The 23,299-nt window shown below is 51.5% G+C and carries 20 protein-coding genes; 12 read left to right on the forward strand and 8 right to left on the reverse strand.

What is annotated here, in order from left to right:
* Positions 1 to 159: 159 nt before the first annotated feature.
* The gene (gene pyk, locus HCG48_RS01505) at positions 160 to 1,947 is read left to right on the forward strand and encodes a pyruvate kinase (RefSeq protein WP_168567578.1); all 1,788 of its coding nucleotides are present in this window, start codon (positions 160 to 162) and stop codon (positions 1,945 to 1,947) included.
* Between the two features lie 70 nt (positions 1,948 to 2,017).
* Here the strand turns inward: pyk and HCG48_RS01510 are convergent, their stop codons facing one another.
* Complete coding sequence (locus HCG48_RS01510) at positions 2,018 to 3,910, reverse strand: CocE/NonD family hydrolase (RefSeq protein WP_168567579.1); 1,893 nt, start codon at positions 3,908 to 3,910, stop codon at positions 2,018 to 2,020.
* A gap of 238 nt (positions 3,911 to 4,148) precedes the next feature.
* Here HCG48_RS01510 and HCG48_RS01515 point away from each other — a divergent pair, with 238 nt between their 5' ends.
* Positions 4,149 to 5,480 (forward strand): MFS transporter, encoded by a 1,332-nt coding sequence (locus tag HCG48_RS01515; RefSeq protein WP_168567580.1) that lies wholly within the window; start codon positions 4,149 to 4,151, stop codon positions 5,478 to 5,480.
* A 535-nt stretch (positions 5,481 to 6,015) separates the two neighbouring features.
* Here the strand turns inward: HCG48_RS01515 and HCG48_RS01520 are convergent.
* Positions 6,016 to 6,495, reverse strand: coding sequence for a hypothetical protein (locus tag HCG48_RS01520; RefSeq protein WP_168567581.1), 480 nt, complete (start codon positions 6,493 to 6,495; stop codon positions 6,016 to 6,018).
* Positions 6,496 to 7,047: 552 nt separating this feature from the next.
* Between HCG48_RS01520 and HCG48_RS01525 the strand changes: the two genes are divergently transcribed.
* Positions 7,048 to 8,022: an aromatic ring-hydroxylating dioxygenase subunit alpha gene (locus tag HCG48_RS01525; protein ID WP_168567582.1), complete on the forward strand. Its 975-nt coding sequence runs from the start codon at positions 7,048 to 7,050 to the stop codon at positions 8,020 to 8,022.
* Here the strand turns inward: HCG48_RS01525 and HCG48_RS01530 are convergent.
* The gene (locus tag HCG48_RS01530; protein WP_168567583.1) at positions 8,014 to 8,601 is read right to left on the reverse strand and encodes a DUF1802 family protein; all 588 of its coding nucleotides are present in this window, start codon (positions 8,599 to 8,601) and stop codon (positions 8,014 to 8,016) included. The two genes, HCG48_RS01525 and HCG48_RS01530, sit on opposite strands and share 9 nt — an antisense overlap.
* A gap of 364 nt (positions 8,602 to 8,965) precedes the next feature.
* On the opposite strand from HCG48_RS01530, the gene HCG48_RS01535 reads away from it, so the two are divergent.
* On the forward strand, positions 8,966 to 9,928 hold the full coding sequence (locus HCG48_RS01535; protein ID WP_168567584.1) for an aldo/keto reductase: 963 nt from the start codon (positions 8,966 to 8,968) through the stop codon (positions 9,926 to 9,928).
* 82 nt (positions 9,929 to 10,010) lie between these two features.
* On the opposite strand, the gene HCG48_RS01540 is transcribed toward HCG48_RS01535, so the two are convergent.
* A complete protein-coding gene (locus HCG48_RS01540) occupies positions 10,011 to 11,069 on the reverse strand; it encodes a BLUF domain-containing protein (RefSeq protein ID WP_168567585.1) in 1,059 nt (352 codons plus the stop codon).
* A gap of 251 nt (positions 11,070 to 11,320) precedes the next feature.
* Between HCG48_RS01540 and HCG48_RS01545 the strand changes: the two genes are divergently transcribed.
* Positions 11,321 to 12,211 carry a shikimate dehydrogenase gene (locus HCG48_RS01545; RefSeq protein ID WP_168567586.1) on the forward strand — a complete coding sequence of 297 codons (891 nt, stop codon included), beginning with the start codon at positions 11,321 to 11,323 and terminating at the stop codon, positions 12,209 to 12,211.
* Positions 12,212 to 12,293: 82 nt separating this feature from the next.
* Positions 12,294 to 12,764, forward strand: a complete 471-nt coding sequence (locus HCG48_RS01550) for a hypothetical protein (RefSeq protein ID WP_375339324.1) — start codon at positions 12,294 to 12,296, stop codon at positions 12,762 to 12,764.
* 41 nt (positions 12,765 to 12,805) lie between these two features.
* Here the strand turns inward: HCG48_RS01550 and HCG48_RS01555 are convergent, their stop codons facing one another.
* The 3 genes from HCG48_RS01555 to upp all read right to left on the reverse strand — a co-directional run bounded on the left by HCG48_RS01555 (position 12,806) and on the right by upp (position 14,231).
* Positions 12,806 to 13,087: a YggT family protein gene (locus tag HCG48_RS01555; RefSeq protein ID WP_168567587.1), complete on the reverse strand. Its 282-nt coding sequence runs from the start codon at positions 13,085 to 13,087 to the stop codon at positions 12,806 to 12,808.
* Positions 13,088 to 13,175: 88 nt separating this feature from the next.
* Entirely contained in the window at positions 13,176 to 13,508 is a 333-nt protein-coding gene (locus HCG48_RS01560) for a ssl2009 family thylakoid membrane protein (protein ID WP_168567588.1), read from the reverse strand.
* 72 nt (positions 13,509 to 13,580) lie between these two features.
* Entirely contained in the window at positions 13,581 to 14,231 is a 651-nt protein-coding gene (gene upp / locus HCG48_RS01565; RefSeq protein WP_168567589.1) for a uracil phosphoribosyltransferase, read from the reverse strand.
* A gap of 434 nt (positions 14,232 to 14,665) precedes the next feature.
* Here upp and crtH point away from each other — a divergent pair, with 434 nt between their 5' ends.
* Together crtH and HCG48_RS01575 are read left to right on the forward strand one after the other, a co-directional pair.
* On the forward strand, positions 14,666 to 16,192 hold the full coding sequence (gene crtH / locus HCG48_RS01570) for a carotenoid isomerase (protein ID WP_168567590.1): 1,527 nt from the start codon (positions 14,666 to 14,668) through the stop codon (positions 16,190 to 16,192).
* Between the two features lie 125 nt (positions 16,193 to 16,317).
* A complete protein-coding gene (locus HCG48_RS01575) occupies positions 16,318 to 18,468 on the forward strand; it encodes a lipase family protein (RefSeq protein ID WP_168567591.1) in 2,151 nt (716 codons plus the stop codon).
* 75 nt (positions 18,469 to 18,543) lie between these two features.
* On the opposite strand, the gene HCG48_RS01580 is transcribed toward HCG48_RS01575, so the two are convergent.
* Positions 18,544 to 18,903, reverse strand: coding sequence for a phage holin family protein (locus tag HCG48_RS01580; protein ID WP_168567592.1), 360 nt, complete (start codon positions 18,901 to 18,903; stop codon positions 18,544 to 18,546).
* A gap of 153 nt (positions 18,904 to 19,056) precedes the next feature.
* On the opposite strand from HCG48_RS01580, the gene HCG48_RS01585 reads away from it, so the two are divergent.
* The 4 genes from HCG48_RS01585 (at position 19,057) to HCG48_RS01600 (ending at position 23,222) form a co-directional block, all read left to right on the forward strand.
* Positions 19,057 to 19,596: a pentapeptide repeat-containing protein gene (locus HCG48_RS01585; protein ID WP_168567593.1), complete on the forward strand. Its 540-nt coding sequence runs from the start codon at positions 19,057 to 19,059 to the stop codon at positions 19,594 to 19,596.
* A gap of 99 nt (positions 19,597 to 19,695) precedes the next feature.
* Entirely contained in the window at positions 19,696 to 19,923 is a 228-nt protein-coding gene (locus HCG48_RS01590) for a ferredoxin family protein (RefSeq protein ID WP_168567594.1), read from the forward strand.
* 238 nt (positions 19,924 to 20,161) lie between these two features.
* A complete protein-coding gene (locus HCG48_RS01595) occupies positions 20,162 to 21,319 on the forward strand; it encodes a tetratricopeptide repeat protein (RefSeq protein WP_168567595.1) in 1,158 nt (385 codons plus the stop codon).
* A gap of 283 nt (positions 21,320 to 21,602) precedes the next feature.
* On the forward strand, positions 21,603 to 23,222 hold the full coding sequence (locus tag HCG48_RS01600) for a CHASE3 domain-containing protein (RefSeq protein WP_168567596.1): 1,620 nt from the start codon (positions 21,603 to 21,605) through the stop codon (positions 23,220 to 23,222).
* Positions 23,223 to 23,299 lie beyond the last annotated feature (77 nt).

A 23,299-nucleotide genomic window follows, 5' to 3' on the forward strand; every position in this document is an offset into this window, starting at 1 on the left:
GTAGTATTTATAAATTCGCGGTCTTTTGGTCAAGTCGTCGAAACTAGACCGACCCAAAATCAGCTCGGGACTGTACCTGAGTCAGTTCGGTCCTCAAGCGTAAAAAATAGACCCCAGAAACAACAAGATTCCGTCTTATCTACCTCCCGATTTGAGTTAATGCAATTGCGAAACTGTCCGCGTCGAACCAAGATCGTAGCAACAATCGGTCCGGCCACCAGCCAACCGGATATTCTCCGAGAACTGATCGAAGCAGGCGCTACGACGCTCCGCCTCAACTTTTCCCACGGGACCCACGAAGACCATCAGCGCAATATCCGGCTGATTCGGCAAACCTCCTTCGAGCTCAACCAGCCCGTGGGCATTTTACAAGACTTGCAAGGGCCAAAAATTCGTCTCGGTCGGTTCGAGCAAGGGTCGATCTACCTCCAAAAAGGCGATCGCTTCATCCTCACCAGTCGCGAAGTCCCCTGTACCCAAGAGATCTCCTCCGTCACCTACGAACCCCTCGCCGACGAAGTTCCCGAAGGCGCCACGATCTTGCTCGACGACGGACGGGTCGAAATGCGCGTCGAAAAAGTAGACCGAGTCACCCGCGAACTCCACTGCATCACCGTCGTCGGCGGTACCCTCTCCAACAGCAAAGGGGTCAACTTCCCCGGGGTCTACCTCTCCGTCAAAGCCCTCACCGATAAAGACCGCGAAGACCTGCTCTTCGGACTCGATCAAGGGGTCGATTGGGTCGCCTTGAGCTTCGTGCGCAACCCCCAAGACATCCTCGAAATCAAAGAACTGATTTCCAGCACGGGCAAACACGTCCCCGTGATTGCCAAAATCGAAAAACACGAAGCCGTCGAACAAATGGAAGCCATTCTTCCCCTGTGTGACGGCATCATGGTCGCTCGCGGCGATTTAGGCGTCGAAATTCCCGCCGAAGAAGTGCCGATCGTCCAAAAACGGCTGATTGCGACCTGCAACCACCTCGGCATCCCGGTGATCACGGCGACCCAAATGCTCGACAGTATGGTTCACAGCCCCCGGGCCACCCGCGCCGAAATTTCCGACGTCGCCAACGCCATTCTCGACGGGACCGATGCGGTGATGCTCTCCAACGAAACCGCCGTGGGCAAACATCCCGTCGAAGCCGTGCGTACTATGTCGCGCATCGCCACGCGCATCGAACGGGATCAGGCGATCGGTCAAACCAGCCTCTCCGATACCGGGCGATCGATTCCCAACGCCATCAGCCAAGCGGTCGCCAAAATCGCCAAACAACTCGACGCGGCGGCGATCATGACCCTCACCAAAACCGGGTCCACTGCCCGCAACGTCTCCAAATTCCGCCCGCAAACCCCGATTCTGGCGGTGACCCCTCACGTGGATGTCGCCCGCCAACTCCAGCTCGTCTGGGGGGTCAAACCCCTGCTGGTCCTCGATTTACCCTCCACCGGGCAAACCTTCCAAGCGGCCCTCGGCGTCGCCCAAGAAAAAGATATGCTCTCCGAGGGCGATCTCGTGGTCATGACCGCCGGAACCTTGCAAGGGGTGTCCGGTTCCACCGACTTAATCAAAGTCGAAGTGGTCACCGCCGTCCTCGGTAAAGGGGTCGGCTTGGGTCAAGGGTCCGTAAGCGGTCGGGCCCGGGTCGCTCAAAGTGCTTTAGAAGTCGGCAACTTCAATCCCGGCGAAATTCTGGTGGTTCGCAAAACCAATGCGGAATTTGTCGAAGCGATGCGTAAAGCGTCCGGGGTGATTACAGAAGACGAAAGCCTCACCAGTCACGCGGCAGTGATCGGCTTGCGCTTGGGCCTCCCCACCATTGTCGGGGTCAAAAACGCCACTCAACTGATTCGGGAAGGGGCAATTTTGACCCTGGATATGGAACGCGGTTTAGTCTATTCCGGGGCGGTGGGTTCGGCGCCGACGGATACGGTGTTGACGCCGTAGGGATGGCAGAACCTCGGAACGCGGTAGGGCGGGCGATCGGACCCGCCATCCAACATCCAACATCTAAAACCTAAAATCCCCTCACGGGCAACTCAATTTTAGACGGATAACGCCGATCGCGCCGGATCGTTAAGGTCGGGTGACCGGAGGCGGGATAGCGGGCGAAGGTGTCCGCATCGTGTCCGGCGATCGCCACGCGCAAGCGATGGCCTTTTTTCAACAAGACGGAAATGGGGAATAACGAAAACGACACTTCCGTTACCTCTCCCGGTTTTAACGGCATTCCCGCTTCTCTCTCGAAGGAATGATAGGGACCGAAAACCCGATAAGGGGGCGTTTCCGAGGAAATTTGACGGTGAAGGGCGCGCAATTGTCCTTCGCTGAGATAGGTCACCCGATCGCCCTCGTCTACGTCCTCTAAATAGGCGTAGAATGCCCCGTCAGTGGCCGTGGAACTCAAATAAAGGGTAATCGCCGGATCTCCGGTAATTTCCACGTCCTCGGTCAAAGGAGGGCTGGTATAGGTCAACAAGTGGCGGTCGGCGTCGGCGCGATCGCCGTAAACCACATCTTTCCCCCCGGCTTGGGTATGCCAGCGATTGTCCGTTCCTGTGGTCGCCGCAAAATCCACCGCGTAGGTATCGGCGGCGCGATCGCCCCTCGGGGCCTCGGGACTCAAACCGCCATCCGGCGCCAAATACCACGATCTCAGCTCCACCCCTTCCGGCGGCCATACCGTGGTCCGCTTCCACTCGTCGGCCCCTACGGTGTAATACCGAATTTCTGAGGGCGGCGGGGTCGTTTCGGCGTCATCTTGGAGATACGCATCGAAAAACGCCGTTAACTCTTCCAATTGTTCGGAAAACGGCGGGTCTACGAAGTGTCGCGGCGGATTGTACGGGTTCGAGTCGAAATTCCCCCCATGATTCCACGGACCGATCGTCACGGTTTGGGGATTGTCGTAGGTAAAAAAGCGACTGAGGGCGCCGCTAGCCGTACCCGCATCGAACCAACTGCCTCGGGCAAAGATTGCGATTCCCGACTCGGAAATCTCCTCTTGGAAGTGATAGGGGCTAAAGTCTACTAGAGTATCGCCACGATCGCCGAAGGGGTCGTCGCGATAGGTGATGTCTTTCGCCGCCTCGTAGACGTTCAAATTCTGCCGACGTTCGGCGATCGCCGCCTTCAGCAGTTCCCCGTCCGTATCCTCATCCACGGGCTTAACCCCCGTCACCACCGCTTTCGCCGCCTCGCAACTTTCCCCGGTCAGCTTTTGAATGACGCAGATAAACGAGCGATCGTTGGCATCGAGAACCTGATTGCCGTCACTCCACTGACGGACGAACCACTCGTTAAAAACACCGCCGGGAAAGGCGAGTTGGGTGTAGGGGTCGAAGTTGTTAAATTGGACGGCGATCGCCTTAAGCGGTTCCGGGTGGTGGGCCGCGAGTAACTCCGTCGCATTGCCTTCGTAAGAAATTCCAAAACTGCCCACTTTACCGTTAGACCAGGGCTGACGCGCGATCCACTCGACGATCTCCGCGTAGTCCTCGATCTCGCGTTCGGACCACGGGTGAGGACGGCTACCGAAGGAGGCCCCACTCCCGCGCCCATCGACGATGACCAGGGCGTAACCCGCCTCGTTCCAGCGTCGGGCGTCTCCGTAGTTGGGATCCGATTCCATGGGTAAGTCCACTAAACCGAACGATCGCCAGTAGCGGGTCATCCGCATGACCGTCGGGATGCGGGCGTCCGGTTTCAAATCGGCGGGTAACCACAAATCGAGGGCGATTTTGGTTCCGTCACTCATGGGAACGTAAAGGGCTTGGTTACGGGGCAGGTCGAAGGCGAAACCGACTTGAAACGGGACTTGCGCGCCCAAGAGGGCAAGAATTAGCCCCAAGGCGCAAAAAAAGGCATACAGTCGGCGCGATCGCCGCTTAAAAGGCTGTGGATGCTGCATTTCCCCTGTTGAGATGGCGCGTGAGATGGCGCGATGCGAGATAAAGTTTAACCCGAATGCGGTCGTTTTCCCGGGCGATCGCCCGTGGGCAATTGCTCCCCAAAGGTTAGAATCGACGGCAGGCGATCGTCCGATTCTCGAAAAAGTCCCTCGAAATTGTCATTATTTCCAGGGTAAATCCGGTCGTTTATCCGGTTAGTCTTCTTGTCATTAATTGAATTATTTCCTTCATTAACCCATGCTCGACAATCCAAAACAAATTTTCGGTTGGGTGATGTACGATTGGGCCAACTCAGCTTATGTCACCACGATCGTCGTCGCCGTTTTACCCGCCTATTTCGCCTCTGTCGTCGTCCCTTCCGAAGGATTGAAATTTGCAGGAACTTATTACAGCGCCACCTCAATTTGGGGGTTGATGGTCAGTGTTTCTGCTTTCTTTGTTTTTCTGTTCGCCCCAATTTTAGGCGCAATCTCCGACTTTTCCGCCGCCAAGAAAAAGTTTATGATGGTGTTTTGTTACACCGGAAGTCTTGCCGCCATTTTACTGTTTTTCTGCGGACAAGGCGATATTTTAGCGACAATATTTTTATTCATTATTGCTCAAATTGGTTTTGTGGCGGCCAATATTTTTTACGATGCCTTTTTACCCCAAATTGCATCGGAAAATAAATTAGATTGGATCTCGGGAAAAGGCTTTGCATTCGGATATGTCGGCGGCGGCGTGCAGTTCGCGATCGCCCTGTTACTAATTGCCAAACATGCTACTTTCGGTCTATCTGCCGAATTCGCCGCCCGCTTGGCGATGTTAATGGCTGCTTTATGGTGGGGCGGTTTTGCTTTAATTACTTTTTTCACCTTAAAAGAAGCTCCGCCGACGGAATCTTTACCCGCCGCTTATCGACGGATTCCTAAATGGCGCGCTTATACGGAAATTGGAATTTTACGCACGGTTGCCACGGTTAGAAAGGTTAAAAAGTTCAACCATCTTTTACGGTTTTTAATTGCCTATTTAATTTATAACAATGGCATTCAAACAGTGATGGCAATGGCGACAATTTACGGCACCCAAGAATTGGGATTTTCCAATGCGGTCTTGATGGGAACGTTATTGGCCATTCAGTTTATCAGTGTGGCGGGGGCGTTAGGATTTAGTAAGTTAGCGGAAAGGGTTTCGACGAAAACCGCTTTAATCTTTACTTTAGTCGGTTGGTCGATTGTCGTGATTTATGCTTATTTTTTAACCAGTTCGGTCGAGTATTTCGTGATGGGGGCGATCGTCGGATTGGTGCAAGGCGGTTCGCAATCGTTAAGTCGGTCATTTTACGGCTCGATCGTTCCGGTTCACGCTTCCGCAGAATTTTACGGGTTTTATTCGGTATTTAATAAAGGTTCGGCGATTTTTGGGCCGTTGGCGTTTAGCGCGATCGGGCATTTCACTGGAAACGCGCGCACGGCCATTCTCTCTTTAATTATTTTCTTTATTGTCGGTTTAATTTTACTCTTTTTAGTGGATGTAGAGAAAGCAAGAGAGGCAAAAAATTCTATTATTTTCAAGCGTCAGGCATTTTAAGCTGTTAGATATTTGAGCTGCGTGATTCCAGCTAGAAATCCTTCTTAAACAGGCGATCGAAGATAGTTTTTCTGTGGTGCAATTGTTCCGATCGCCTCGTGACTCTTATAGCGATCCTCAATAGATTGTAAAATGGATCGCTTGTAGGGACGCGGCAATGCCATGTCTCTACTAAAATGGGATTGGGAGCATCTTTCTCCCGACTTGGGTTACCCGTCATGTAGGACTGCTATATGCATTTTAAAAGAGCAACAGCCTATCGATTGGAGAAAGGCGATCGCATCTAAAATCTCAAATATAAACTTCCCCAAATCTAAAATCTAAACGCTAAACTTTAAAATTAATAGATGCATCCCCGAAGTTATAAAAAGGGCTAACTCCCTCTGACAAATTCTTCTCTACTCGGTTGGGAATGGCGATCGCGCAGCAACTCAGTTTGGGAGTTATCGCGCGTTCGCGCTTTGGGCGATCTCAAAGAGCACAATGCAGCCATTTGGCCGATCGATTGTCAGTTGGGGTTTGTTGGAGCTTCGACCTAGTTAGTGACCCGTAACGGGACAAAATCACTAGGCGTTACGCGCAGTTCTTCGTAGAACCGCAAGACGCGCTCGGTATAGATACGAATATCGCCCCTATCGTAGAGTGAAGGATCTCCCGAAACCCACCACGATGCCGCACGACGGACGGCAGTAAACTCGTTATTGTCACTTTCTGGATATTCTTTTCTGAGAATGTCATCCATCACGCAAGCAACAACAAGTCTAGCTTTTTGGACATTTTCCTCAAATTGTTCGGGAGTCAATTCCTCTCCAATACACAATCTCGACCAGCGAGGGATATTAGAGGGTTTGATTTTCCACGGACTGTATAATCCGTCTTCTTGACTAGAAGTTTGCGGTGCTGCCAGTCGGAGCGCTTCCACTAATGCCATCACTTGGGCGTGGGAAATTTGTGCTTGTACTGGCAAGGCCCATAACAGGATTGTCGCTATCAGTCCCCCCACCACTAATCGCATGTTTTACCTTATAGATTCCGTTCACTGATTGTCGATCGTAGAGTAAAAGTCTGCAAAAGGCAAAATAAAAAACGTCAAGGCCAAAAAAAAATTGTCTTGTTTTTAAGTTTGAGCTTTTTCGTTCGCGCTTGTAAGAATGGCTCGATTTGTGGTGACAAAATCTAGGGCGCGATCGCCTCTGGAATCCGATTGCCTGTAAATTTTATACAGTCCAAAGGTGAGAGATGGTCAATAAAGCCGAGAGGGGTAACAAAAGAGAAAAAAAATGAAATTGTCCGAGGCGCGATCGCTCCCCAGGACGATCGCCGTTACCGTCCGGCAAAATCGTTCTATTGCTAAGTTTTTAGAACCGTAAAATTAACCCGATCGCCGCGATCGCGCACTTCAATTCTTGAGATTTAGATACAGTCGAAAGACGTTCGATCGTTTATAAAGTTCCTGGAAAGTTACCAAAATTTTAAATTGATACGATTCACTTTTATAATGTTATCAATTAGTCATTAGATCGAAAAAATATTAATTTTTATAAACCCCGACCAGGAGGATTTGAGCATGAACGAGATCGATCGCGCTTTGCATGAAGACTGGCACCCGATCGCCGCCTTAAACGAACTCGAAGAAACGACGATCCAAGAGCGCTGCTTGTTGGGAGAATCGTTAATCTTGTGGCGCGATGGCGATCGCGTCGCGGTTTGGGAAAATCGCTGTCCCCATCGCGGCGCCAAGCTTTCCGGCGCAACCGCGACGGGCGATCGTCTCGTTTGTCCCTATCACGGATTGCACTACGATCGCGCGGGACAATGCATTTTCATTCCGGCGCACCCGGATTTAAAACCGCCCGATCGCCTGCACGTTCGATCTTATCCCTGTCAGATTCATTACGATTTAATTTGGGTTAATTTAAGTAAAAACAACGTTCCAATCCCAGAATTTCGTGAATGGAACGATCCCAATTATCGGAAATTCTTGTGCGGTCCGTATGTTTACGAATCTAGTGGATTTCGGGCGATCGAAAACTTTTTAGACGTGTCTCATTTTCCCTTCGTTCACGACGGCTTACTCGGCGATCGCGATCGCCCCCGGGTGGAAGAATACACGATCGATCGCGATCGCAACGGACTCAAACTCAACAACGTCGGGGTTTGGCAGCCCGATCCCGACGGAACCGGATCCGGGGGTCGGGTCACTTACGATTACTCGGTTTCGCGACCGCTTACCGCCTCCTTTGTCAAACACGCAAGGGGCGGAAAATTGGCGATTTTCTTCACCGTCTGTCCCACGGCGGAAGAAGCGTGCGTCGGTTGGATGTGGATCGCGATGAATTACGGTCACAACCTGCCAGAAACCGAATTACGGGCATTTCAGGATCGCGTCGTCCGTCAAGATCTGCCGATTGTCGCCTCCCAACGTCCCAAGCGTCTCCCCCTGGATTTAAAGGCAGAAATTCACCTCCCGTGCGATCGCGCTTCGATCGCCTATCGTCAGTGGTTGCGCGAGTTGAATATTCGCTTCGGAACCTTATGGTGAGGGCGTTACAGCCTCCGCAAGACGATCGCGAACGGCTTGCGATCGCGATCGATACTCCGCTTCCGTCAACACCGGGGACGAGTCGGCGATCGCGATCGCGTCGGTCAGTTCGATCCACGACCGACAACCGCCATACCCCTCCCGGTAAGGGATCTGGCGCACTTGCGCCAAGCGAAACACGCGCAATAACAGTACGTAAAGCGGTTGTTGCGGCTTCCATTTCAAGCGATCTTCCGTCAGGCGATCGGTCCAAATATGATACGGTAGCACGGCGCTGACGGCGGCGCGATCGCCCACGGGTAAAATGTCCGTAATCTGCGCCCAACTGCCGATTCTGACCGTTTCTGGATGCCACCCGGATTCTACTGGGGTCACTTTTCGCGCATATTCCGGTTTGAGTAATTCGGGTTTTTGATGTTCGTAAGTCGGATAGAGTAAAACGCGATCGCGATCGATCGTAAACTTTCCCCCCCGTTCGCGAATCCCACCTTTACGCAGTAAAACGATCGTTTCTCCCCGTTCCAACGCTTCGACGGCGATCGCCCATTCTTTGAGGGCGTGAGTCATCATTTCACTCATGGAATTAGCCTCTTTACATTGACACATCGATGGTTTTAATCTCCCTTCAACTACAGCATTTTCCTCTGCTATGCAAGACATTTAGATCCCCCGAAATCCCCCTCGCCAGGTAGGGGTTTGGTAACCCAACCCCTACTTTCCTCGTTCCCCCCGAAATCCCCCCAACCCCCCTTTCAAAGGGGGGCGAAGGGGGGATAGGGGGGATCGGCACTGTACCTCATCAGACGCCCGAGTGCTGTATAGTTTTTTAAAATTTCAAAATTCAGATAGGATTAGATAGCATTCCAATCCTCTGACTCGAAAAAATTAATTTGCTATAATTACAAAATTATCAAAAAATTGTCAATCCAACCATGGAGGATTAATGAAAACGCGCCCCTTGGGAAATACAGAGATTCAAATCACCCCCATTATTATGGGAACCTGGCAAGCCGGGAAAAATATGTGGGTCGGTATCGACGATGACGAAATTACTAAAGGGATTCGCGCCGCTTTTGATGCGGGAATCACCACCTTCGATACCGCCGAACAGTACGGTGAAGGTCACTCCGAAACGATTTTAGGTGCAGCATTGGCGGACGTGCGCGATCGCGTCGTTTACGCCACTAAAGTGTTTGCCAATCATTTGAAATACGACCAAGTGATTAGCTCCTGCGAAGGCTGTTTAAAACGACTCAAGACCGATTATATCGACCTCTATCAAATTCACTGGCCTTCTGGCAGTTGGGGCAGCGAAATCGTCCCCATTGAAGAAACGATGCGCGCTTTAAACGATCTCAAAGAGCAAGGCAAAATCCGGGCGATCGGTGTTTCTAATTTCTCCCGCGAACAAATTGCCGAAGCCGATCAATTTGGAAGCATTGACAGCTTACAACCACCTTATTCTCTATTTTGGCGACAAGTTGAAAAAAATGAAATGCCTTATTGTGTCGAACACAATATTTCAATTTTAGCCTATTCTTCTTTAGCGCAAGGTTTACTCACGGGAAAATTCGGGCGCGACCATCAATTTGAAGAAGGGGATCACCGTTCTAAAAATAAGTTATTTGCCAATCGAGACAATTACGAACGAGTACAAACTGCTTTAGATCGCCTGCGTCCGATCGCCGATCGCCATCAATGTAGTCTCGCTCAATTAGCGTTAGCTTGGTTAATTGCTCAACCGCAAACCAATGCGATCGCCGGGGCGCGCAATGCGAGTCAAGCGGTGGATAATGCTAAAGCAGGATCGATCGAATTATCGTCAGAAGATCTGAAAGAAATTGATGCGATCGGGCGTACTGTTACGGATTCTCTCGATGAGAATCCGGTGATGTGGAGTTTTTAAAATTGAAGATACAATTTAATAAAATTTCTTGAAAAGTGGCGCGGTCATTTTGGCCGCTTTTTTTTAACTGGTTAATTTCTCTTTATCCTTCAATTTGATTTAAAAATTCGCGAATTTCCTGCGCGATCGCGGAAAGTTTTTGCTCTTTCTTAACCCCTTCATCATTGATTGAATAAATCTCAACCGGATTTGATTTACCTTTGACTTGATAGTTATCAATTTTGATGAAATTCCAGGACTTTTTAGCACTGTTTTTGACTTCGACAGAAAAAACCATCGCATAGGTCAAATGTCGGGTCAGGGCTTCCAAGCGAGAGGCGACGTTAACCGCATCGCCGATAATTGTATATTCTTTTTTCACCGCCGAACCGATATTCCCTTCGATCACTTTCCCTTTCGCCAATCCCATTCCTGTATATAGAAAGCGCAGGGGACTGTCCGGTGCAACGCTATTTCTTAAAATTGCTAATTCTTCTAAAATTTCGACTCCCGCTTGAATGGCATTGTCCGCGCGATCGCCGTCAAAATATGCCATAATACAATCGCCAATAAACTTACTGACTTCTCCGCCTTGTCGGGTAATTATTTTCGTGGCGATACTAAAATAATTGTTGACTAAATCGACGACCTCTTCGACGGGCAGTTTTTCCGCGAAGGTGGAAAATGAAATAATATCGCCAAATAAAATAACTTTTTCGCTTTTAACCGGACGAACGGAAAGTGGATTAATTCCCTGACTGATAATTTCAAAGATTTTAGATTGGGTGTATTTCTCTAAAATACGGTGAGACCGGGTAACTGTTTTTAACAGGCTGTCAATGGGTTTGATTAATAAGTCTTTATTGTTGTCTAAAATAATGGTCTGCATCGACCAGTCCGGGAACATCCGGGTACGGACGTTTAACTCAGATTTTAAACATAAAATATCGGTATGGCGATCGTCTTTTAAGATTTTCTTATAAAGCTTGTCAATTTTTTCGGCTTCTCCTTCTAAAATTTGGAAAAAGATGCCGCCAGAACAAAGCAAGACTCCGGTAATCCCATCCCGTTGGTTGTTGCGACGCGAAACTTGTCCGATCCCTTCAACCTCTTCTGGGGAAAGCGGTCGAGAAAATTTACTAATATAGGTCAGTCTTTTCATTTTAAAAAGAGCTATTCAATACGATGCGATCGCCCGAATTACCCCAGGTTTTAAATCGGAGGGGAAGATAACGAATGATAACACAATGATAGATACTTGATTTATTAAAAGTGATACAAACCCAAGAAAACATCGGTCTCGATCGCAATTGTGACATAGAATTTCTCGATTCGTCAGCAGATAAGAACGTCTCGATCGATCGTATTCTGGAGAAGCAGTAAGTCATCAGTACGACTCACCCGTAAATTTTAATGCAGGCGATTACAGGAAAGACAAAACTCCTCGGGGTCATCGGTCATCCCGTGGAACATTCCCTCTCCCCGGTGATGCACAATGCGGCGATCGCGGCCCTGTCCGCCACTGAAGGGGAGCAAGTCGATTACGTTTACCTTCCTTTCCCGGTCAAACCGGAGGGTTTAAGTGCGGCAGTTGCCGGGTTTGAGGCGGTCGGTTTGTGCGGTTTTAATATCACAATACCTCACAAGCAGTCGATCGTCGCCTTCTTGGACGAAGTGTCTCCGGTCGCGCGGGCGGTGGGGGCGGTGAATACGGTGTGGCGCACCCCCACGGGATGGGCCGGGACGAATACGGACGTGGAGGGCTTTTTGGCGCCGTTACGGGCGCGCGATCGCCCCTGGAAGGGAACCCAAGCGACGATTTTAGGGGCGGGGGGCGCCGCGCGGGCGATCGTGGCGGGCTGTGCGGAACTGGGGTGCGAGGCGATCGTCGTGGTGGGTCGCGATCGCGCCAAACTCGACATTTTCGCGCGCAGTTGGGCGGAATCGCCGATCGCGATCGCCCCGCTTTCAATGGGCCTCTGGGAGGATCTGCCCGCCGTGTTGGCGCAAACAGACTTGCTGGTCAATGCGACTCCGGTGGGGATGCACCCCCAGGTGGATCGCACTCCAGTCGAGGCGTCGCTACTGGCCCAATTACCTGCCGAGGCGATCGTCTACGACCTCATTTATACCCCCAATCCGACGCGGTTGTTGCGAGAGGCGCGCCAAGTCGGCGCCGTGGCGATCGACGGCTTGGAAATGTTGGTGCAACAAGGGGCCGCCGCCTTACAACTCTGGTTAAATCGACCCGTTCCCGTGGACGTGATGCGTCGGTCCTTACAGGAACATTTGGGCTCGATCTAACGGCAATCGGGCGATCGCGGTAAGCTGGGATCGAGGATTTTTCAATCCCTTCGATCTGTTATTACGCAATTATTAGAAACTCATGTCGATCTTTAACCCCTTCTTCGATCGCCCTTGGATGCGGCGCGATCGCCTCGTCCGTCTCTTCCTCGCCGTCTGTCTGACGGCGATCGCCTCCTGGGGATTTGCCGCCCCCGCTTGGGCCATCACCCAAATCAAACTCTACGACCTGTCCTATCGCGACTGTCCCACGGCTTTATCCGAAGGCGCCGTCGCCAGTGGCAGTATCATGAGCGCTAACTGTTTCATCGTTTCCGGGAAAGCTAAAAATCCCTCGGGGAAAACGATTTACGATGCCGATATCTACGGTCGCGTTTACGACGCCAATAACAACAACGTCTTACCGAATCGTACCCGCTTGGGAAAAATTGACGAAGTCCCCCCGGGAGAAAGCAATTTTGAATTGCAACTGACCGTACCCTCCAATCTCCCCACTCCGTTGAAATTGGAGCAGTTCAAAGCTTCGGGCTTTACCGGACGAGTACGCTTCTAAACTTCCGGGGGACTGGGTGGGCCAGACCCACCCGACTCACCTTAAAATGCGGGCGCCCCTTGGAAACTGGCAAATACAGAGGAGAGAATTTGCAACAAGAAAATAGCCAAAATGGGGGAAAAATCAATTCCACCCAAGGGAGGAATGAACGAGCGGAAGATATTGAGGTAGGGATCCGTTAACTGGCTGACAATCGAAAACGGCGGGTCGTACCAGTTGATATTGGGAAACCAGCTCAGAAAAATACGAACGATCAACAGGACGAAATAGATTTGTAAAAAGGTCGCCATCGTACTGGCGAGTAAGTTAATGGCAGGACTCATAGGCTTAGTGACTCGTTAGTTTCTACAAAACACGGCCCACAACAGGACTTGCATTCAGTGTAATCGATCGCCGAATCCGAGGCACGACTTAGACTTCTTCGCTGCGGGAAGGCGATTCGAGGAGTTCTTGTTCGGACATCGAGTTGACGTCGCCGAGTTGCTGGCGCACGTCGTCGATCGCCTCGTTGAGTTGGGCGATTTTTCCTTCTAAAGAGCGCCGTGCTTGTTCGATGTTTTCTTCGGATTGCTGGGAATAGGGTTTGAATTTGCGCGATCGCCCCTCGCTCAAATGACCGTTTTCGCCGACGGTCTCTTCATCGGAGAGTTTGGAGCCGACCACCCAACCGAGTGCGGCGCCGATCAAACTGCCGACTACCGCTCCCGCGATAAAACCACCGGTAAAATTATCTCGATTGCTCATGGCTTGGGTTGTGGGTGAGGTTGCGTACTGTTTTTAGATTAGTGCAGATTCGCCGGAGTTCGCGATCGCCCTCTAGGTTCCGAAGGTGCGATCGCCCGCATCCCCCAATCCCGGGACGATAAAGCCGCGATCGTCAAGACCTTCGTCAATACATGCGGTATAAATATTTAAACTCGGATAGTTGGCGCTTAACTTCTGCAACGCAGGCGGCGCGGCGACGACGGCGACGATCCGAATCTTCCCGGGATCGATCCCGCGATCGCCCAACGCTTCCAAGGTCGCCGTAATTGTTCCTCCCGTTGCCAACATCGGCTCGCAGATCAGCACCCGCGTTTCCGGGTCGAACTGGGGGGGAAATTTATTCAAATAACAACTCGCTTCCAAGGTTTCCTCGTCGCGCACCATTCCAAAGTGATAGATCGAGGCTAACGGTAGCACCCCTTGGGCGCCGTCGAGTAACGCTAACCCGGCTCGCAAAATGGGAACCACAACTAAGGGCTTTTGCGGATCGACTAACTGGGCGCGACAAGGGGCCAGGGGGGTTTCGACGGTCGTTTCCAGAGTCGGCAACCAATCGCGACAGGCTTCGTAAGTCAGCCACCGCCCCAACTCGGTCATCGCCGAACGGAATAAGGATGGAGGCGTCGAAGCATCCCGGGCAACCCCCAACCAATGTTGGATCAAGGGATGGGGGGGAACGTAAACGCGCATTTGAAGCGTCATAAGCAATAGATGACTGACAATCGCAGTTGAAGACCTGACCCATGATACTGCGTTTGGGCTTGAGGGTTTTCGGTTTTGAGATGTTTTGAGATTGAGATTTGAGATTTAGATTTCAGATCGCCTCTGCCCGCCGTCAGCCCGGGCGATCGCCCCTTCGCTCTCCCCGTCAAAAAAATTTTTGAAAAAAATTCTCAGTAAGTATTGACAAAGATTTTCAATAACTCTATAGTAACTTCCATAGTGTTCTCCTCTCAAAGGATCGGCAGGCGGGATTGGTCGGCAATGGCAGACCGATCCCGGTTTTTTTTAGTAATTTTGGCCAAATCCGGGACGATCGCGCCCTCGCTCCCCTCCAGGTTGACCACAAAGCGCTACACTCGTAAAAATTGACCCAACCTGGAAACCTTCCCCCAGCAAGCGCGCAATTACGACTCATGGCAGCTCTTTCCCCAAGACAGTTACCTCAAACCCGACAATTTGACACGATCGTCATCGGTTCCGGGATCGGCGGACTGGTAACCGCCACCCAACTCGCCGCCAAAGGGGCGCGGGTTCTAGTTCTCGAAAGCTACGTGATTCCCGGCGGCAGTTCCGGCTACTTCGAGCGATCGGGCTATCGCTTCGACGTCGGCGCCTCGATGATCTTCGGCTTCGGCGATCGCGGTACCACCAACCTACTCACCCGCGCCCTCGATGCCGTCGGCGTCAGCCTCGAAACCATTCCCGATCCGGTTCAAATTCACTACCACTTACCGGACGACGTCACCGTGCAAGTTCACCGGGATTATGAGAAATTCTTGCAAGAACTCGGCGATCGCTTCCCCCACGAACGGCAAGGACTGCGGCAGTTCTACGATGAATGCTGGAACGTCTTTAACTGCCTCAACGCGATCGAGTTACTCTCCTTAGAAGAACTACGCTACCTGACCCGCGTCTTCTTCCAAAATCCCCGCGCCTGTTTGGGACTGGTCAAATATTTACCCGTCAACGCCGGACAAATCGCGCGTAAATACATCCGCGACCCGCAAGTTCTTAAATTTATCGATATCGAATGCTACTGCTGGTCCGTCGTTCCCGCCGACCTGACCCCGATGATTAACGCCGGGATGGTGTTTTCCGATCGCCACTACGGCGGGATTAACTATCCCAAAGGCGGCGTCGGACAAATCGCGCAGAAACTCGTCGAAGGCTTGGAAAACGCCGGGGGCGAAATTTGCTATCAGGCGCGCGTCGCCAAAATCCTCGTCGAAAACGGTCGCGCCGTCGGCGTCCGCCTCGCCACCGGGGAAGAGTACCGCGCCGAACGGATCGTGTCCAACGCCACCCGATGGGATACCTTTGACACCTTACTCGGCGATCGCCCCCTCCCGGCGAAAGAACGGCGCTGGCGCGATCGCTACCAAAAATCGCCCAGTTTCCTCAGCTTGCACCTCGGCGTCGAAGCCTCCCTACTGAGCGCCGATACCGCCTGCCATCACATCATCGTCGAAAATTGGCAGGAAATGGAAGACCCTTACGGCACCCTGTTCGTCTCGATTCCCACCTTACTCGATCCCGACTTGGCCCCGGAAGGCTATCACATCATCCACAGCTTCACCCCGAGTTGGATCGAACAGTGGGAAGACCTTTCTCCGAGTGAGTACGAAGCCAAGAAAGAAGAACTCGCCTGGGAAATCGTCGATCGCCTCGAACGGGTGTTCCCGGGTCTCGATGCGGCCCTGGACTTTATGGAAGTCGGGACGCCGCGATCGCACCGCCGCTTTTTAAACCGCGTCGATGGCACCTACGGCCCGATTCCCAACCGCAAGTTACCCGGCTTGTTACCGATGCCGTTTAATCGCACTTCAGTTCCCGGCTTGTATTGCGTCGGCGATAGCACCTTCCCCGGACAGGGCTTAAACGCCGTCGCCTTTTCCGGGTTCGCCTGCGCCCACCGGATCGCCGTCGATTTGGGTCTGTAGACTCCACCCGCGACCCTCCCCCGATCGCCCTCACCCGATCGCGCGACGACAAAACCGGGGGCGATCGCTTAAGATCGGGACGATCCCGGGATCTGCAACCCGATTCGTCCCTCGTTCCTCCTACCATGCGCAAAGCTACCCTGACGGTCGCCTGCGCGATCGCGCCGATTTTGTGCAGCTTCGAGCGCGCGATCGCCGCACCCGCAGCCCCAACCCCTTCGACCTATCCCCTCCTCCAAGAATATAAAAACTTTTGCGCCCGGGATCCCGTCGGCTGTCGGGACGTGGCGATCGCCTCCGAAATTGCCGCCGACATCATCTACACGTCGGAATTACAAGGGGATTTATCCCGTTGTCCGTGGACTTTCCCCCACTGTCAGCCGCAAGATTACCGGATTATCGATTTATCCCTGAGTAACGACGAAATCATCGATCGCCTCAACTCCCGCGATCGTCCCCAACAAGCGGGGGCGAGTATGGTTAAAACCTTTATCGAACAACTGCGGGCGTCCTTCCAGGATTTAGGCGGTTATGCCTTAATCTTTCACCGCCAAAACCGACAAGAAAACGGTCGCGAACGACATCATTATTTAATTGCCTTTAAAGGCACCAATCCCCTCAAAATTAACGATTTATTTAGCGATTTAAGCTTTCCGGCAGTTCCCCTCTCCGCAGCACAACCGGACTTACTCGTTCATTCCGGATTTTATCGCTATGCGGCGAGTATTTTCGAGGCCACTTTACCGGATATCGAGACCTTTCTCGCCTTGCAAAACGATCCGAATGTGGATCTCGAAATTATGGTCACCGGACATAGTTTGGGGGCGGCGGCGGCGAGTATTTACACGGCGTTGCTGAAAAATTACGGGATTCGAGCCTCCAATCTCCAATTAATTACCTTAGCGGCCCCTCCCTTCCTCAAAGAAGAAGCTGTCGCCGCCTTCGATCGCGCCTACGGCGATATCCCCACCATCGATGTCGAAAATCGTGGCGATATTATTCTGGACAGTTCGATTTTTGATTCCTTGATTTATCGCTTGAGCGAATATAGCTATCCGAATTTTGGCCAAAAAATCGAAGGATTGCTTTCCGAAACCTTAGAAAAACTCTACAAACAAAGGGAATTGGAAAAAGCCACGAATACGGTTCCCGCCGGAGCGAGCGATCCCCAATTTGCCCTTTCGGGTTTGGCGGCGATCGATGCCAAAATTAAGATCGAACAAGTGCAAGTGCATACGATCTCTTACACGGATTATTATCAATATTATTTAGAGGTTTTACAAGGCGATCGCCGCTTCCAAAATCGCCTCGCTGCCGCCCGAGACCGGGACGACTCGCCGAATCGCGGCAGTTCCTTCGCTTTGAATTATACATTAGACCCGAATTTGGGGGCGATCGCCGCCAATGCCCTCGCCTTGAGTCCGGACGGTAAAACCCTCGCCCTGGCGAGTGCGAGCGGATCGCTCCAAATTTGGAAGGCCGAAGACGGCACGATCGCGCGCACTTTTAATACGACTCGGAGCGGGCCGCAAGTTCTCACTTATGGCCCGAACGGACGCCAGTTGTTCGTCGGCGGCGAGGACGGCGGCATCGCCGTTTACGATCTGGCAAGTTTTTCGCAAATCACTACGATTGCCGGGACGGGCGATCGGGTGACGGCACTCGCGGTGAGCCAGCAGGGCGATCGCTTGCTAGTGGGGCGGGCGAGCGGCAAGATCGACAGTTTTAAGCTGGAGAATTCCCCCGTTCTTGAGAATAAAAATTTTGTGAAAATCCGCACTTTTGACGGGAAGGGCGATCGAATTACGGCCCTGGCGACGACCCCGGACGGTCGCACCCTACTCAGTAGCGATTGGCAGGGACGGATTAAACGGTGGGATCTTGCCAGTGGCGAAGCGTTATCCCTTCCGAGGGGAAGACTGGGGAAAGTCTGGCATTTGTTCGACGACGATCGCGGCAGATCGATGGTGGCGAGCAGTTTTGACAATAAAATCGAACTGTGGAATCTCGAAACTGGGGAGATTGAAACCACATTGCGCGATCGCGACGGGACGATTTGGGCGATCGCCGTCAGTCCCGACGGACAGACTTTAGTGAGTAGCAGTTGGGACGGACAGGTAAAACTCTGGGATCTCGCCACTGGGGGACTGGTCAAAACCTTGGGCAACGAATTGGATGTCGTGACATCCCTGGCGTTCGGTCCCGACGGAAAGACGTTAGTCACGGCCCTGTGGAACGGACGGGTCAAGTTGTGGCAACGGGGACGAGTAGAGTAGGGTTGGCGGAAGTATTGACGAGCAATTGAGAGGAAGGGCCAACCCTAGAGGGCTTGATTAGCCGAATTAACCGAATTAACTGATTTCCTGCTCGACTTGACCGACGAACTTACCAATTAAGCTAGAAACGAAGGACAGGACGATCGCGCCGATCACGGCGGGGAAGAATCCGGCGATCGTGAATCCGGGGGTAAGATAGGCGACCAGTCCCAAGCTAATCCCGTTGACGACGAGCAAGAATAAGCCGAGGGTCAAAACGGTGAGCGGTAGGGTAAACAGGACTAAAAGCGGTTTGACGACGGCGTTGACCAGTCCCATGACGATCGCGGCGATCGCGGCGGAAGACAAGCCCGCCAGTGTCATTCCCGGGACGATGTAGGCGGTAATCAGGAGGGAAACGGCGGCCCCCAACCAGGTCAGAATGAAGTTGAGCATGATTGTGGTTTAACTCTTTCGATCTCGGTATCAATTTTTATGTTAGCGAGAGGAAGGGGGGAGACGGACAGGGGGAAAACCGTTCCGGGATGGCGAAACTCCCTAAAATAACATCAAATAACATCAAAAGTGATTTGTAAGGGATGGAAGACCATGAAAAAGCGCGAGTTTTTCCAGGCGATCGCCTCCAAGGGCCTGTGGTGGGCGATCGCGCTGCTGTGGGTCGCGGCGATCGTTGGCTTATTTCCCACCCCCGTGTTGGCGCAAGCGACGAAATATTATCCTCCACCGCTTTCTTACAGTCACGCCCAACTGTCGGGTCAAGATTTTTCGGGAAAACAACTGTATTCGGCAGAATTTGCCAATGCTAATTTAGAATTTGCCAATTTTAGGGACGCGGACGCTCAAGGGGCAATTTTCAGCGCGGCGAATTTAATTGGGGTGAATTTTCACGGCGCTAATTTAACCAATGCCATGTTAGATCAAGCGGACTTGACCGAGGCCGATCTCGGCGATGCGGTGTTGGTGGAGACGATTTTACTGGGGTCGTTGTTTGAAGATACCCAAATTGAAGGGGCGGATTTCACCGATGCCTTGTTAGATGGGGCGCAACTGCGGCAATTGTGCGCGATCGCCTCCGGGGTCAATTCGCAAACGGGGGTGGAAACCCGGTATTCTCTCGGTTGTCGTTGAGTGGGTGCGCGAGGGGCGACGGGACTGCTAGGCTAGACATAGGCACTTTAGCGGATTGGATCGAGCCAATCCCGACGTTGATTAAATTCGAGGAGAACTGTGTCACATACGATTGTTACCAATGTTTGTGAAGGCGTTGCCGACTGTGTAGATGCGTGTCCGGTGGCGTGCATTCATCCCGGTCCGGGAAAGAATAGCAAGGGGACGGATTGGTATTGGATCGACTTTGCAACCTGCATTGACTGCGGTATTTGCTTGCAAGTTTGTCCGGTGGAAGGGGCGATCGTTGCCGACGAGAGACCGGAGTTACAACAAACCCCGCAATAGGGGAGATCTCGACCGATCGGAGTCGAGAGGGGTGCGATCGCGGTCGGCTGAGCACGGCGCGATCGCCTAAAGTGTTGGTTCTCAATGGGCGTCTAATGTTGGGGTCTCCTCTACGGGTTGACATTTGGCAAGGAAACCCGGGCGATCGCCGAGCTTCGCTGCGATCGATCTATAATGCTCTACGCTACAACGGGCGATCGCGATTTCATTTCTCAATTGGATTTTATAGAGGTGCCAGATGTTCCAACGAGTTTGGCAGTGGTTTTCAGGGAGATTTACAACCCTTTTCGGTTCGTCAACGACGCCATCGACCGATCGGCCCATCGCCGCCAAACCGGAACCACTTGACAAAACCCAATACGAACATTATTTTTTACAATTGCTCGACGGCGTAGATCGCGGTTGGGAAGGGGTTAAGATTTACCGATTTTTCGAGGCGTTGAGCGATCGCGCCACCCTGTCCGATTGGGAAAGTTGGTTGCGTCGTTTTGGGGACGAACGGCTCGCGAACGAGGGTTCCCATGGCGAATTAGCCCGTCGCTTATTGCGTTTGAGCGATCGCAGCCACTCCGTGGACGATTTACAGACAATTCGGGCGATCGCCCGCGAAATTGGCGCCCAGTTAGAAGGGCGCGCGGTTCCCGCCGAGAGTCCCCCGCAACCGCAATCGCAACCGCAACCCGAACCCACACCGCAATCGGAAGCGATCGATAGCGATTTTTGGCGAGACGACCGTCCCGCGACGATCGCCGCACTCGATCGCCAAGCGCTGGAAGTGGAATTCAATCGAGCCAGCGATCGCCTGCACGCCGGAGCATTTGAAGAAGCCGTAAGTGCTTTCGACCGCGTGTTAGAAGCCGATCCGAACCACGATCGCGCTTGGTTGGAACGCGGCGTCGCTTTGGCAAATTTAGGCCAACTCAAAGGTGCGATCGCCTCTTACGACCGGGCGATCGCTTTAAATCCGAGTGCGGCCCCGGCGTGGTCCCATCGCGGCGATGCGTTCTACGACTGCGGCGACATCGAAGCGGCGATCGCCTCGTGGGACCGGGCCTTGGAACTCAAACCGCAAGATGCAGAAACTTGGTATAATAAGGGACTGGCCCTCGGTCGTAATTTAGGGCGATGGCAAGAGGCGATCGCCGCTTGGGATCGGTCTTTGGAATTTCAACCGGACGATTTTGAAACCTGGTTTTATCGAGGCGTAGGTTTTGGCGCCTTGAAGCAGTGGGAACAAGCGCTGACGAGTTGGGAAAAAACCCTCGAACTCAAGCCCGATTTTCGCGATGCCTGGATTAACAAAGGTACGGCGTTGCAGCATTTGGGACGTTACAACGAGGCGATCGAAGCCAACAATCGTGCGATGGAATTACAATCTAATGCCGTTTCCGAGTAACTGTGCGAGTACAGATCGAGTCGCCGTAAGGGGTTGAGCATTTAAATTGGGCGATCGAGAGCGATCGACACGTTCGCATTCCCAGCAAGCCGAACGGTCTTCCCTATCTCAAGTGCAAACAGCTTACCTCATCAATTGGCAAAATCAAAAAAATTAAATTGATAATTGGCACATCGGCTTCACGGAAGGGAAATCTAGAATAAAGCTCGCTTTTTTTAAGCGCTGGGGGGGACGAGTCAATTGCTAATTTCCAAACCTTCGAGATCCCCGGAGATCCTGCACCGTGAAGCCGATTTATTTCTTTCCAAAAAGTAAAACTTGGTCTAACCTTTCCGTTCGTAGTAAGGGAACTATTATTATTGCGATTCCCACCACTTGCCTGATGATTACTGTATTTTCTTTTAGTTGGCTCAAAAGAAATGCCGATCTCGCTCAAGCCTATGTAGAGCATACCCAACACGTTCGTATTGAAGCGAACCAACTACTCACCAACTTAGTCGATGCCGAAACCGGGGTTCGCGGCTATGAAATCACCCAACAGTTACAGTTTCTCGAACCGTACAAAACCAGCATTGTTACGATTCCAGAAACCTTATACACCTTGGAAAACCTCGTCAGCGACAACCCCCGACAAACTAAACAGTTAACTCAAGTCAGGGAAATTGCCGACCAAACGATGGAGTTTTTGCGTCATAAGCTTTATCGCTTAGATGCGGGAACGGACGAACCCCTTGACGAACAAGAAATCAAGCGGTTCATGATTCAAGGCAAAAGTTTGATGGATCGAGCGCGGGTTGAAATTAAGATTTTTGTTAGTGAAGAAGAACGACTTCTCGAACTCAGACAAGAACGATCGCAATCTCAACATGAGTTTCTCGAAAAAGCACTCTGGTTTGAATCGATTATCGGTTTAGTAAGTGGTTTAATCGCTGTTTACTTGTTTAATCAACTCGATCGCGAATTGAAAAATCGAGAAAATCGACTGCAAGACCATGCAATTTTAGCTAAAAAGCAAGCCAAAGAATTAGAAGAAACTCTCGAAAAGCTGCGTCAAACTCAAGCCAATCTCATTCAGAATGAAAAAATGTCCAGCTTGGGGCAATTAGTAGCTGGAATTGCTCACGAAATTAACAATCCGGTCAATTTCATTCACGGAAACTTACAGTATATCCGTCAGACAATCGAACCATTGATCGAGATTGTACGAGAGTATGAAAAGACCGATGCCATGTCTACAGAAATTCGCAATCGCGTCGATGAATTAGATTTAGAATTCATCGCTGAAGATTGTCCTAAGGTTTTAAAATCGATGCGATCGGGTAGCGAACGAATCCGAGATATTGTCCAATCTTTACGCAGTTTTTCTCGTCTCGACGAGTCCGAGAAAAAAGCAGTTTACTTACACGACGGCATTCAAGATAGCCTCATGCTTTTAAATCATCGACTAGATGGGATTGAGGTGATTAAAAATTACCAAGAACTCCCGAAAGTCGAATGTTATGCAGGGGAACTCAATCAAGTCTTTATTAATATTTTGAGCAACGCGATCGATGCTGTTGAAGCCATCGCTCCACCGCGCAAAATAGAAATTTCAACCCAAACGGAGATAACTCATTCGGAGCAAGAAGCAAGAATTTCGATCGAAATTCGCGATAATGGTATGGGAATTCCGGAGGAAATTAAAGATAAAGTTTTCGATCCATTTTTCACGAATAAACCGATCGGTCAAGGCACCGGATTGGGATTGTCGGTGAGTTATCAAATTATGCAAAAACACAATGGGACTTTATCTATTGACTCGAAACTAGGGATGGGAACCACGGTAAAATTGACGATTCCGGTTTCTTTTTGTGGGTTGACACCGGGTAATATCAGATCGATTGAGGTAGGGCGATCGCGGTGAAGGGAAGGAAATCGCCGAACCTTTGCGAACAGTAAATAAAAAGCGATATTTGGAGGGAACTTAAAGCCGTCGTTTCA

It is taken from the genome of Oxynema aestuarii AP17 (assembly GCF_012295525.1).
Lineage (GTDB): Bacteria > Cyanobacteriota > Cyanobacteriia > Cyanobacteriales > Laspinemataceae > Oxynema > Oxynema aestuarii.

Bases quoted from the DNA above. Each gene is read 5' to 3' on its own strand.
- pyk (WP_168567578.1), top strand. From the start codon at position 160: ATGCAATTGCGAAACTGTCCGCGTCGAACCAAGATCGTAGCAACAATC.
- HCG48_RS01510 (WP_168567579.1), bottom strand. From the start codon at position 3,910: ATGCAGCATCCACAGCCTTTTAAGCGGCGATCGCGCCGACTGTATGCC.
- HCG48_RS01515 (WP_168567580.1), top strand. From the start codon at position 4,149: ATGCTCGACAATCCAAAACAAATTTTCGGTTGGGTGATGTACGATTGG.
- HCG48_RS01520 (WP_168567581.1), bottom strand. From the start codon at position 6,495: ATGCGATTAGTGGTGGGGGGACTGATAGCGACAATCCTGTTATGGGCC.
- HCG48_RS01525 (WP_168567582.1), top strand. From the start codon at position 7,048: ATGAACGAGATCGATCGCGCTTTGCATGAAGACTGGCACCCGATCGCC.
- HCG48_RS01530 (WP_168567583.1), bottom strand. From the start codon at position 8,601: ATGAGTGAAATGATGACTCACGCCCTCAAAGAATGGGCGATCGCCGTC.
- HCG48_RS01535 (WP_168567584.1), top strand. From the start codon at position 8,966: ATGAAAACGCGCCCCTTGGGAAATACAGAGATTCAAATCACCCCCATT.
- HCG48_RS01540 (WP_168567585.1), bottom strand. From the start codon at position 11,069: ATGAAAAGACTGACCTATATTAGTAAATTTTCTCGACCGCTTTCCCCA.
- HCG48_RS01545 (WP_168567586.1), top strand. From the start codon at position 11,321: ATGCAGGCGATTACAGGAAAGACAAAACTCCTCGGGGTCATCGGTCAT.
- HCG48_RS01550 (WP_375339324.1), top strand. From the start codon at position 12,294: ATGTCGATCTTTAACCCCTTCTTCGATCGCCCTTGGATGCGGCGCGAT.
- HCG48_RS01555 (WP_168567587.1), bottom strand. From the start codon at position 13,087: ATGAGTCCTGCCATTAACTTACTCGCCAGTACGATGGCGACCTTTTTA.
- HCG48_RS01560 (WP_168567588.1), bottom strand. From the start codon at position 13,508: ATGAGCAATCGAGATAATTTTACCGGTGGTTTTATCGCGGGAGCGGTA.
- upp (WP_168567589.1), bottom strand. From the start codon at position 14,231: ATGACGCTTCAAATGCGCGTTTACGTTCCCCCCCATCCCTTGATCCAA.
- crtH (WP_168567590.1), top strand. From the start codon at position 14,666: ATGGCAGCTCTTTCCCCAAGACAGTTACCTCAAACCCGACAATTTGAC.
- HCG48_RS01575 (WP_168567591.1), top strand. From the start codon at position 16,318: ATGCGCAAAGCTACCCTGACGGTCGCCTGCGCGATCGCGCCGATTTTG.
- HCG48_RS01580 (WP_168567592.1), bottom strand. From the start codon at position 18,903: ATGCTCAACTTCATTCTGACCTGGTTGGGGGCCGCCGTTTCCCTCCTG.
- HCG48_RS01585 (WP_168567593.1), top strand. From the start codon at position 19,057: ATGAAAAAGCGCGAGTTTTTCCAGGCGATCGCCTCCAAGGGCCTGTGG.
- HCG48_RS01595 (WP_168567595.1), top strand. From the start codon at position 20,162: ATGTTCCAACGAGTTTGGCAGTGGTTTTCAGGGAGATTTACAACCCTT.